This is a genomic window from Polaromonas sp. P3_C2, assembly GCF_056402675.1.
On the sequence record NZ_JBFUGX010000788.1, the window covers coordinates 1 to 1,720 of the forward strand.

The following is a 1,720-nucleotide window of genomic DNA, read 5'->3' on the forward strand; positions in this document are numbered from 1 at the left end:
GTGCGGCCCTTCATGCAGCCATCAAACAGGGGCTGCAGCGTGCTGCGCATTTCAGCGGGCGCCATCCAGTTGTTGGTCGGGCCGGCGTCTTCCTTTTTGGCCGAGCAGATGAAGGTGCGGTCTTCCACGCGCGCCACGTCAGTCGGGTCGGAGCAGGCCAGGAAGCTGTTTGGGCGCTTGGCTTCGTTGAGTTTTTTGAAGGTGCCGGCGTCGACCAGTTGCTGGCACAGGCGCTGGTACTCGGCGTCGCTGCCGTCGCACCAGTAAATGTTGTCGGGCTTGCACAGGGCCACCATGTCGGCGACCCAGGCAATCAGTTTGGCATTCTTGACGTAGGGGGGCGTGTTGAGGTTAAGCCCTTGCATCGCGGGATGGTTCATCGAAAAAACTCCAAAGTTAAAAAGCGTTATTTCGGGAAACGTCGCGCGGCAACCTGGGTGGTTGCGACACGGAGACGTTTATCGGAATAAGGCTTGGAAGCTTCCCTTTGCACAACAAACAAGTCCCGGTCGGCGGGCGGTGCGCAAGCTTCAAAAGTGCTGCGGCGCAATGACAAAAAGCGGCAGCGTGAGGCTGCTTTTCATCTTCCACGGGTCGGCCAGTCAATTCATTTTAAGAAGATCGGCGCGAGTTACCTGTAAGTTACAGGCAAAAGTTATGCATAACCGGCATGAGGTTATGCATAGGCTACACCGGGGTTCCGGCAGTCATGACATCGGGGCGAAGAATGCCGGGACGGTCGTTTCGGCCCGCAATTTCAGGCTGGTTCTTCGATGAACAGGCTGAAGATGGCCGAGAGAGATGGGAGAGGGCACGGAGCCTGGAAACAAAAAAGTCCGCGAGATGCGGACTTTTGGGGTGAAAGCGGGGGCTTTCAGGCCATGTAGATGGCGATAAACGCCAGCAGGAACATCAGCACGCCGCCCACCACGGGCAGAACAATGGGGATCAACGGAACGATCGCGTCGACGGCATCCTGCTCCTGGGCGGGGGTGGCGCTGTCGTGGGCTGCATTGGTGGTGTGGCTGGCTGGACTGGACATGGGGGTGATTCCTGAAATGCTTGAGACTCTTCGCAGATTTTACCCGCATGAAGATGGTTACACGAAGATGCGGGCGACAAAGATGCCCGGCGCCTGGCTTGCGGTACCCTTTGCCATGCTTATTTGTGGAAGGAATACATGAAATCCCCAGCCCATTTCGCGCCTCAGCAGCGGTTCCGTTTTTTCCAGGCCGGTGCCGCCTTGTCCGCCCTGGCCCTGTTGTCGGCATGCGCTTCCGGCGGTCCCAACAGCGCCTCGGCAAAGCCCGTGCTGTATCCCAACGCCACCCTTAACCGGGTAGGTGACGCGCAAGGCCAGGCGGAGGCCAGCGCCTGCATGTCACGGGCGTCGGCCGCCGGGCTCAGCCCGTCGCAAAGCACCAACGAAGTCGGCCGGCGTGCCGGTGAAGGCGCAGCCGTCGGGGGTGTGGCTTCGGCGGTGGGCGCGCTGATCACCGGGCGCGGCGGCGAAGGCGTACTGCGTTCCGGCGCCGCGGGCGCCGCCGTGGGCGGCTCTGCGGGTGCGGTGTCAGGTGCGTTTCACAACGACAAACCCAACAGCACCTACCGTAGCTTTGTGCAGCGTTGCCTGAGCGAAAAGGGCTTTGAGGTGATCGGCTGGAACTAGGGTCTTAGCTTAGTGCTGCTCTGAAGCCTCAAAGCCGGCCATATTCCTGTC

At 60.3% G+C, this 1,720-nt stretch carries 2 protein-coding genes and 1 pseudogene; 1 reads left to right on the forward strand and 2 read right to left on the reverse strand.

Annotated elements, in window-relative coordinates:
• Positions 1-380 (reverse strand): annotated as a pseudogene (locus AC1DWI_RS21955) (phosphoenolpyruvate carboxykinase (GTP)); the annotation flags it as partial.
• 494 nt (positions 381-874) lie between these two features.
• On the reverse strand, positions 875-1,042 hold the full coding sequence (locus AC1DWI_RS21960) for a hypothetical protein (RefSeq protein WP_164483721.1): 168 nt from the start codon (positions 1,040-1,042) through the stop codon (positions 875-877).
• Between the two features lie 138 nt (positions 1,043-1,180).
• Here AC1DWI_RS21960 and AC1DWI_RS21965 point away from each other — a divergent pair, with 138 nt between their 5' ends.
• A complete protein-coding gene (locus AC1DWI_RS21965) occupies positions 1,181-1,669 on the forward strand; it encodes a glycine zipper family protein (RefSeq protein WP_477670315.1) in 489 nt (162 codons plus the stop codon).
• Positions 1,670-1,720 lie beyond the last annotated feature (51 nt).

Coding starts and splice junctions, on each gene's coding strand:
- AC1DWI_RS21960 (WP_164483721.1), bottom strand. CDS start 1,042: ATGTCCAGTCCAGCCAGCCACACCACCAATGCAGCCCACGACAGCGCC.
- AC1DWI_RS21965 (WP_477670315.1), top strand. CDS start 1,181: ATGAAATCCCCAGCCCATTTCGCGCCTCAGCAGCGGTTCCGTTTTTTC.